Consider the following 7,876-nt stretch of genomic DNA (forward strand, 5'->3'; position numbering starts at 1 on the left):
GGCCCGCGGCGGTGAACTGCTGCGTGACGCGGGTGTGCTCCCGGACGTGGTGCACACGTCGTTGCTGCTGCGCGCGATCCGCACCGCCTGGATCGCGCTCGACACGGCCGGCCGGACATGGATCCCCGTGCACCGCTCCTGGCGCCTGAACGAACGGCACTACGGCGGCCTGCAGGGGCTGAACAAGGCCGAGACCCTCGCCGAGTACGGCGAGGAGAAGTTCACGCTGTGGCGCCGTTCCTATGACACCCCACCGCCGCCCATCGGCCCCAACCAGGTCAGTGGTGTGGACGAGCGCTACGCCGACCTGCCGCCGGACCTCGTCCCGACGACCGAGTGCCTCAAGGACGTGGTGACCCGGATACTGCCGTACTGGTACGACGCGATCGTGCCGGACCTGCGGCGCGGGAGGACCGTGCTCGTCGCCGCCCACGGCAACTCGCTGCGTGCCCTGGCCAAGCACCTGGATGGCATCAGCGACAGCGACATCGCCGCCCTGAACATCCCCACCGGCATCCCCCTGCGCTACGAACTGGACGACGACCTGCGCGTCCTGGCCTCGTCCTACCTGGACCCGGAGGAAGCGGCCAGAGCCGCCGCCGCCGTAGCCGCCCAGGGCAGGAAGAAGTAACGAACGCCGCCCCCGGGCGAGCCGCCGCGGTGCCGAACGGAGCGGTGACGTGGGGAACGTGGGCCCAGTCGGGGGCGCAAACCACGCCACCGCTCCATTCGCGCAGCCGTCGGGCTTTGCGGGAAGGCGGGTGGTCAGACGCGTTTGCCGGTGACCAGGTAGATCACACGATGGGCTACTGAAACGGCGTGGTCGGCGTAGCGCTCGTAGTAGCGGCCACACAGGGTGATGTCGATCGCGGCCTCCATGCCGTAGGTCCACTCCGTTTCCAGCAGCACATGGAAGAGCCTGCGGTGCAGGGCGTCCATGGAGTCGTCGTCGCTTTCCAGCTCCTTGGCCAGGGCCGCGTCGTGGCCGGCGATGACCGACCCCGCCTTGGCGACGATGCGCTGCGCGACCTGGCCCATCTCCAGCAGGGTCGAGTGCAGCTCCGGTGGGACGGCGCGGCCGGGGTAGCGCCGGCGGGCCACCTTGGCGACGTGCAGCGCGAGATCGCCCATGCGTTCGAGGTCAGCCACGATACGCAGCGTGGTGACCATTGTCCGCAGGTCGGTGGCGACCGGTTGCTGGCGCGCCATTATGTCGAAGGATCGCTCCTCGATTTCGTTACGTAGCAGGTCCACGGTCTCGTCGGCCGTGATCACACCCTCGGCGAGTTGTAGATCGGCGTCGAGAAGCGCGGTTGTCGCTCGCGCCATTGCTGAAGCGACCAGGTTGGTCATCTCGACGAGTGAGGAGTTGATGCTCTCGAGCTCGTCGTGGAAGGCGTCCCGCACGGACGGCTCCTTCGTGTCTGTAGCGGTTGTCAGCCCATCGGATCACAACAGGGTGAGACGGGGACGGCCGGCAGGATGCGATCATGTTTCTTTCGCACTGCCGGAAGCCGCGGATCCCCGTGGTCACTGGAACAGCGGCCGCATCCCCGGCCTGCCGGGGTGGCGACCATGCGCGGGCCGGCTCCCGGCGTTGCGAGCCGGCGTCGGCTGTCCGTGGGAAAGCCGCCGTTTCGACCTTCGGCGCGTCACACGGTGCGGGCGAACAGCGATTGCTCCTGGACATATGACCCCGAACGCCGCACATACCCTGTCGCGATCAACGATGGTCGGCGGTGCTCGCCCCACGGTGAACACATTCTGTTGGCCGGGTGAACTCCTGACGACTATCGGCGCGGGTTGGGCGGATACATCCACAGTCCACCTACCATTCGGCCGTGGGCGAGGGTGAGTGCGAGCGGGATGCAGGCTTCGGTCTTCCCGGTTTCGGGCCCTCCGGTTTCGGCCGTTCCGGCTTCTCCGGCTTCGGGCTCTTCGGTGGCGGAGCCAACCCGGATGCCGCCGGTCCCACGCCGCGCACCGGCCGGGAGCGTTCCGCGGCCCGTCCCGGCCCGCGACCGATCTCGGCCCAGGCACCGCCGGCCCAGACGCCGTCGGGTTCTGTGCCGTCGGGTTCTGCATCGTCGGGTTCGGCGGGCTCGGTACCGCCGGCGCAGATACCGCCGGGCCGAGGTGCGTCCACGATCCGGGCAGGTGACAGTACCGTTGTGTCCCCGCGGCGGCGGATCCGCGATGCCGCGGCCGCGAACCCGCCGACCGCCGCGCGCGCGGCGCTGCCCTCGCGGCTCGTCCGGCACCTTGTCGACGGCCTGCCCTCCGGGCTGATCGTTCTGGACGCCGACGGCGTGGTGGTCCTGGCCAACCCGGCGGCCCACGCCATGGGGGTGATCGTCGACAGCCGTCTGGACCTGGTCGAGCTCAGCGACCTGGCCGCCCGCACCCGCGGCGACGGCGTCGACCGTGACCGGCAGCTCGACCTGCCACCCCGCCCCGAACCGCCGCTGACCCGGCCCCGTCCCGACCAGGAGGCGTTCGCCGTACGCGCCCGCACCTCGCGGCTGGACTCGGACGGCCATGTCGCCGTGATCCTCGACGATCTCACCGAGGCCCGCCGGGTGGAGGCGGTCCGCCGGGACTTCGTGGCGAACGTCAGTCACGAGCTGAAGACCCCGGTTGGCGCGCTGCACGTGTTGGCCGAAGCCGTCGCCGCGGCCAGTGATGATCCGGCGGCCGTTCGCCGGTTCGCCTCCCGGATGACGCACGAGTCCGCCCGGCTGGCCCGTCTCGTGCAGGAGATCATCGATCTGTCCCGGCTGCAGGGCGCGGACCCGCAGCCGGATCCCCAGCCGGTGCAGGTGTCGGTGGTGCTGGCCGAGGCGCTCGACCGCACCCGGCTGGCCGCCGCCGCCCAGGAGATCACCGTCGCGGTGATCGGCGACAGCGACTTCGTGGTCAGCGGGGACGAGGGGCAGCTGGTCACCGCGCTGGCGAACCTGCTGGACAACGCGGTCACCTACTCCCCGCCGGGGACCCGCGTCGTCGTCGGGGTCCGACGCGCCGGCGACACCGTGGAGCTCTCGGTCGCCGACGAGGGCATCGGCATCGCCGAGAAGGACCTGGAGCGGGTCTTCGAGCGCTTCTACCGGGCGGACCCGGCGCGTTCCCGCACGACCGGCGGCACCGGGCTGGGCCTGGCGATCGTGAAGCATGTCGCGACGAACCACGGGGGAAGTGTGAGCGTGTGGAGCTCCGAGGGGGCCGGATCGACGTTCACGATCAGGCTGCCGCTGCTGCTGGCCGACGCCGATACCGATATCGATACCGACGTCGAGATCGATACTGGCGCCGAGATCGATACTGACGTCGAGCGCGGACGTGACAACGACGATGGACGACTGACGGATGACGACTGACCGACGGACGACTGACGACTGACTGACGGACGGATGACGGACGGATGACGAAGGAGTGTGACGCGTGACCCGCCTGCTGGTCGTGGAGGACGAGGAGTCGTTCTCGGACGCGTTGTCGTTCATGCTGGAACGGGAGGGTTTCGACGTCGCGGTGGCCGCCGACGGGCTGGCCGCGCTGACCGAGTTCGAGCGGCACGGCGCCGATCTCGTCCTGCTGGACCTGATGCTGCCGGGTCTGTCCGGTACGGAGGTCTGCCGGGCGCTGCGGCAGCGGTCGACCGTCCCGGTGATCATGTTAACGGCTCGCGACAGCGAGATAGACAAGGTCGTCGGCCTGGAACTCGGCGCGGACGACTACGTCACCAAGCCGTTCTCCGCCCGTGAGCTGGTCGCCCGTATCCGCGCGGTGCTGCGCCGCCGCGGCGAGATCGACGAACGCGTCACGGCGACGCTGGAGGCCGGTCCGGTGCGGATGGACGTCGAACGCCATGTCGTCACGGTCGCCGGCGCCTCCGTCCCGCTGCCGCTGAAGGAGTTCGAGCTGTTGGAGATGTTCCTGCGCAACGCCGGCCGGGTCCTCACCCGCGGCCAGCTGATCGACCGCGTCTGGGGGTCGGACTACGTCGGGGACACCAAGACCCTCGACGTCCACGTCAAGCGTCTGCGTACCAAGATCGAGGACGAGCCCGGAAACCCGCGCCACCTGGTGACCGTCCGAGGTCTGGGGTACAAGTTCGAGCCCTGACACCGGTGGCCTCTCCGCATCCTCCGCATCCTCGCCTCTCCGGTGATACGGCTTGATCTTTCCGTGACGATTCCGATCCTCTGATCGGCGTTCCGGCCTGACAGCGGCGATCACTTGTGTACGTTGGTCGGGTGAGGGCTCCGCCCGGCCGGGTCGCTGTGCGTACCTGATCACTGTCATGGTGGTTCGCCGTCGCTGTCATGGTGGTCCGCCGGGCGCGTTGTCCGCCGGCTGCCGGTACTGGTCTGGTTCGCTGGATGCCGGTGCCGGCCGGCCGTGGCCGGCTCGATGCACGACCGGGAGTGGATGCGTGAAGTTTGGCCGCGCGACGAGGGGGACGCACACCCTCCGCCCGTTGTCCGATTTTCCCGATGTTTCCGTCCTGCTCGATCTGACCGATCTGGATGATCTGTCTGGTCCGGCTGGTCCGGTCGGGCTGCCGGTTGCCGTGCGGGTGAGCTGCCAGTGTGTCCGATGTCACTGAAGCCCGTGTCCGAGGCCGCCGCCGCCGAGATCTCCGCCGCCACCCGGCCCGGGGCCGGTGAGCCGCCCGTGACGCTGCCCGCGCCGGCCTCCTTCGACGGTGGCCAACAGCCCCCGCCCCATCATGATCATGCCGTCCCGCACGTCGCCGTCCCGCCGGTCACCGGCCGGATGCGCCTCGGCGTGATCGACATCGGCTCGAACACCGTGCACCTGCTGGTGGTGGACGCCCATGTCGGTGGCCAGCCGCTGCCGGCCGCCAGCGCGAAGGTCCCGCTGCGGCTGGTCGAACTTCTCGACGGCGACGGAGCGCTCTCCGCCGAGGGCGAGCGGATCCTGACCGACTGTATCATCGACATGAGCGCGCGCGCCGACGAGCTCGGCGTGGACGATCTTGTGGCGTTCGCCACTTCTGCGCTGCGAGACGCTACCAACAGTGAGGACGTCCTGGCTCGCCTGCGGGCCGCCAGCGGGGTCGCGCTCGCGGTCCTGCCAGGGCAGGACGAGGCCCGGCTGACCTTCCTGGCGGTGCGGCGCTGGTTCGGCTGGAGTGCCGGCCGGCTGCTCGCGCTCGACATCGGCGGCGGCTCCCTGGAGATCGCGGCCGGGATGCACGAGGACCCCGACGTCGTGTCCTCCCTGCCGTTGGGGGCCAGCCGGCTCACCCGGGACTGGTTCGCCAACGACCCGCCGAAACGCTCCGAGGTGACGGCCCTGCGGCGCTATGTCCGGGCGCACATCGCCCCGGTCGTCTCCAGGCTGTACGTGGTCGGCGAGCCCACCAGGGCGGTGGCGACGTCGAAGACCTTCAGGTCGCTGGCCCGGATCGCCGGCGCGGAGCCCTACAGCCGCGGCCCGTACGTCCGCCGGATCCTGCGTCGGGACGCGCTGCGCGAGATATCCGCGCGGCTGTGCCGGATGTCCGCCGCCGAACGATGCGACCTGCCCGGGGTGTCGGCCGACCGCGCGGGCCAGCTGGCCGCCGGGTCCGTGGTCGCAGCCGAAGCCCTCGACCTGCTGAACCTGGACGAGGTCGAGATCTGCCCGTGGGCGCTGCGGGAAGGCGTCATCCTGCGCAGGCTGGACTGGCTGACCTCCGCATGATCTTCATGTGATCTCCGCGTGGCCCCCGCATGGCCCCCGCGTGATTTCGCTCGGTAGCCGAGCTGGTACTTCGGCGTTCTGGCCCGGGCGTCGATTGTCGCGCACAGGCACTACTCTGGAAGGATGTCCGAGGCGCAGACCCCAGCGCCGCGGCTCGGGGACGCCGAGGTCGCGGACAACCGTGGCCCAGGTTTGTGGCAGCCGACAGCGGATTCCGCTGGTCCGCCCCCTGGCACCGGGTACCGGACCTTGCTCACGCCGCGTGGCGGTGGGCGTGCCATCGCACGGGTCCCCTCGGCCAGGGTGGCGCTGTCGACCGCGTCGACGTATCCGGAGTCGACGGCGGCAGCTTTCGAAATGGCTGCCCGGCTTGGCTACGACGGCGTAGAGATCATGGTGTGGACGGATCCGGTGAGTCAGGATCCGGAAGCCCTGCGGCGGCTTTCCGACTATCACGGCATCCCGATCCTGGCGATCCACTCCCCGTGCCTGCTGCTCACCCAGCGCGTCTGGGGGGTCGAGCCGTGGGCGAAGCTGCAACGGGCCCGCACCGTCGCGGAGACGCTGCGGGCACCGACCGTCGTCGTCCACCCGCCGTTTCGTTGGCAGCGTGACTACGCCCGCGACTTCGTCGAGGGCATCGAACGGATGGCGAACGAGACGGACATCCGCTTCGCCGTCGAGAACATGTTCCCGCTGCGGGCCCGCGGGCGGGAGGTGTCCGCGTACGCGCCGGACTGGTCGCCCGTGGGTGACGACTACCGGCACGTCACCCTGGACCTGTCGCACACCAGCGTGTCCCGCTCCGACGCGCTCGCCATGGCCGACGAGCTGGGCGACCGGCTGGTCCACGTGCACATGGCCGACGGGATCGGCCTGGCCAAGGACGAGCACCTGGTGCCCGGCCGCGGCAACCAGCCATGCGCCGACCTGCTGGAACGGCTCGCGGCCCGGGGCTTCGACGGGACAGTCGTCGTGGAGATCAACACTCGCCGCGCGGAATCCCGGGCGCAGCGGGAGGCCGACCTCGCCGAGGCTCTGGCGTTCACCCGCCTCAACCTCGCGGCCGCCCCCGTCACCGCGGCCGGCCGCCTGCCCTGACGTTACGGGCTACGGTCCGGGCGCCGCTGGTCCGGGTGCTGTCGTCGGGTCGGTCGGTGATACCGGCGAAATACCGGAGGGAAGTACCGGAGCCAGGAAGTACCGGAGACAAACAGCGGCGAACAGCCGTATCCATCCTGCGCGACGATGTCACCATGCGGTAATGAGCGCCAGATCGCTTTTCGACCCGATGGTGGACGCCTACGACGCCGCCCGACCATCCTATCCCGATCAGCTGTTCAAGGATCTGGAATGGCTGGCCGGACGTGAGCTGGCCGGCGCGGACATCCTCGAGGTCGGCGCCGGAACGGGTATAGCCACCCGGGACCTGCTCGCGCGCGGCGCCCGGGTGATCCCGGTGGACCACAGCTCGGGCATGCTCGGCCGGCTGCGGGAACGCACCCCCGAGATCGGCGTGGTACGCGCCGACGGTGAGGCGCTGCCGTTCTCCGGCGCCGTGGCGGACCTCGTCTGCTACGCCCAGGCGTGGCACTGGGTACGGGTGCCGGTGGCTGCGGCCGAGGCGGCCCGGGTGCTGCGTCCCGGCGGCGCGCTCGCGGTCTGGTGGAACGACGTCGACGGCGAGGACCTACGCTGGTGGGAGCGTCAACAGCGGCGTCTGGAGGCGATGAGCCCCGGCTACCGGCGCGACTACCGCACCCGCCCCTGGGCGGACGAACTGCGCTGGACGGGCCTGTTCACCGAGGTCGTGACGGTCTCCGGCCGCTGGAGCCGGACGCTCCCGCTGGACCGGTACGAGCTGTGGCTGCGCTCGAAGTCGTACATCCAGGCGATCGGGGACCGGCTGGAGGACTTCCTGGACGCCGAGCGGCGCTCCCTGCTGAAGGCTTTCCCCGACGGCCTGATCACCGAGCCCTTCCACACGATCCTGACCGTGGCCCGCCTACCACCCCTCACCCCGTCATAAGCGGAACCCCCCGCCAGGCCCCCAGAACCCACGAAGGTACCGATCTTCCCCTTCGTCGGAACGAGTGCGTAAGTGGCTGCTACGGCAACCACTTGTTCCCTCGTTGTCATGATCGAAGGGACTGTTTCAAGATCGGTG

Annotated in this window: 7 protein-coding genes; 6 read left to right on the forward strand and 1 reads right to left on the reverse strand. The window is 70.0% G+C overall.

The annotated features are described in order from the left end of the window. On the forward strand, window positions 1-631 hold a 631-nt coding region (locus FrCorBMG51_RS17970; RefSeq protein ID WP_235433696.1), incomplete at its 5' end, for a 2,3-bisphosphoglycerate-dependent phosphoglycerate mutase. Window positions 632-765: 134 nt separating this feature from the next. Here FrCorBMG51_RS17970 and phoU read toward each other — a convergent pair. Beyond that, window positions 766-1,407: a phosphate signaling complex protein PhoU gene (phoU, locus tag FrCorBMG51_RS17975; protein WP_047224216.1), complete on the reverse strand. Its 642-nt coding sequence runs from the start codon at window positions 1,405-1,407 to the stop codon at window positions 766-768. Window positions 1,408-2,171: 764 nt separating this feature from the next. Here phoU and FrCorBMG51_RS17980 point away from each other — a divergent pair. From FrCorBMG51_RS17980 to FrCorBMG51_RS18000, 5 genes are all read left to right on the forward strand, one after another. Further along, on the forward strand, window positions 2,172-3,377 hold the full coding sequence (locus tag FrCorBMG51_RS17980; RefSeq protein ID WP_371391106.1) for a sensor histidine kinase: 1,206 nt from the start codon (window positions 2,172-2,174) through the stop codon (window positions 3,375-3,377). A 64-nt stretch (window positions 3,378-3,441) separates the two neighbouring features. Then, window positions 3,442-4,122, forward strand: a complete 681-nt coding sequence (locus tag FrCorBMG51_RS17985) for a response regulator transcription factor (protein WP_047224218.1) — start codon at window positions 3,442-3,444, stop codon at window positions 4,120-4,122. A 474-nt stretch (window positions 4,123-4,596) separates the two neighbouring features. Beyond that, window positions 4,597-5,709 (forward strand): Ppx/GppA family phosphatase, encoded by a 1,113-nt coding sequence (locus FrCorBMG51_RS17990; protein WP_476742198.1) that lies wholly within the window; start codon window positions 4,597-4,599, stop codon window positions 5,707-5,709. Between the two features lie 123 nt (window positions 5,710-5,832). Beyond that, the gene (locus FrCorBMG51_RS17995) at window positions 5,833-6,810 is read left to right on the forward strand and encodes a sugar phosphate isomerase/epimerase family protein (RefSeq protein WP_235433697.1); all 978 of its coding nucleotides are present in this window, start codon (window positions 5,833-5,835) and stop codon (window positions 6,808-6,810) included. Between the two features lie 163 nt (window positions 6,811-6,973). Then, window positions 6,974-7,738 carry a class I SAM-dependent methyltransferase gene (locus FrCorBMG51_RS18000; protein WP_047224219.1) on the forward strand — a complete coding sequence of 255 codons (765 nt, stop codon included), beginning with the start codon at window positions 6,974-6,976 and terminating at the stop codon, window positions 7,736-7,738. Window positions 7,739-7,876: the final 138 nt, after the last annotated feature.

The sequence above is a fragment of the Protofrankia coriariae genome (assembly GCF_001017755.1).
Classification (GTDB): Bacteria; Actinomycetota; Actinomycetes; order Frankiales; family Frankiaceae; genus Protofrankia; species Protofrankia coriariae.

Bases quoted from the DNA above. Each gene is read 5' to 3' on its own strand.
- FrCorBMG51_RS17990 (WP_476742198.1), top strand. From the start codon at position 4,597: ATGTCACTGAAGCCCGTGTCCGAGGCCGCCGCCGCCGAGATCTCCGCC.
- FrCorBMG51_RS17995 (WP_235433697.1), top strand. From the start codon at position 5,833: ATGTCCGAGGCGCAGACCCCAGCGCCGCGGCTCGGGGACGCCGAGGTC.
- FrCorBMG51_RS18000 (WP_047224219.1), top strand. From the start codon at position 6,974: ATGAGCGCCAGATCGCTTTTCGACCCGATGGTGGACGCCTACGACGCC.